Origin of the sequence: Gilliamella sp. B2717, assembly GCF_026536675.1 — a bacterium.
GTDB classification, from domain to species: Bacteria; Pseudomonadota; Gammaproteobacteria; order Enterobacterales; family Orbaceae; genus Gilliamella; species Gilliamella apicola_I.
The window spans coordinates 264-548 of record NZ_JAFNNQ010000012.1 but is presented as its reverse complement, the minus strand read 5'-3'; the positions used below and the strand labels follow the sequence as shown (position 1 = coordinate 548).

The 285-nt window shown below is 32.6% G+C and carries 1 protein-coding gene; it reads left to right on the top strand.

Features of this window, described 5'->3' with window-relative positions; all coding sequences use genetic code 11:
• The coding region (locus J3U35_RS03140) for a hypothetical protein (RefSeq protein ID WP_267359500.1) at nucleotides 1–285 on the top strand (285 nt) is incomplete at both ends.

The following is a 285-nucleotide window of genomic DNA, read 5'->3' as shown; positions in this document are numbered from 1 at the left end:
CTATACCCAATTTTAACCTTTGCCGATAGCTCAGCCACCGATTTATTAATTAAACGGGAAACTCCATTAAAACCCGTTGATAAAGAAATTGAACTTGATATAAACCAAATAGGTAAAGTTGAAGCTTATAATAATGCAGTAAATAAAGAAAATGATCAACCACTTGGTTATTTTGAAATTTTTTATAAGATGGGCGAGTTTTGTTATGACGGCATTGAAGAGCTTTATTTACAAATTAATTACTGGCCACAGGGCAAAACGTCGACAAATAGCAAAAATCAAACC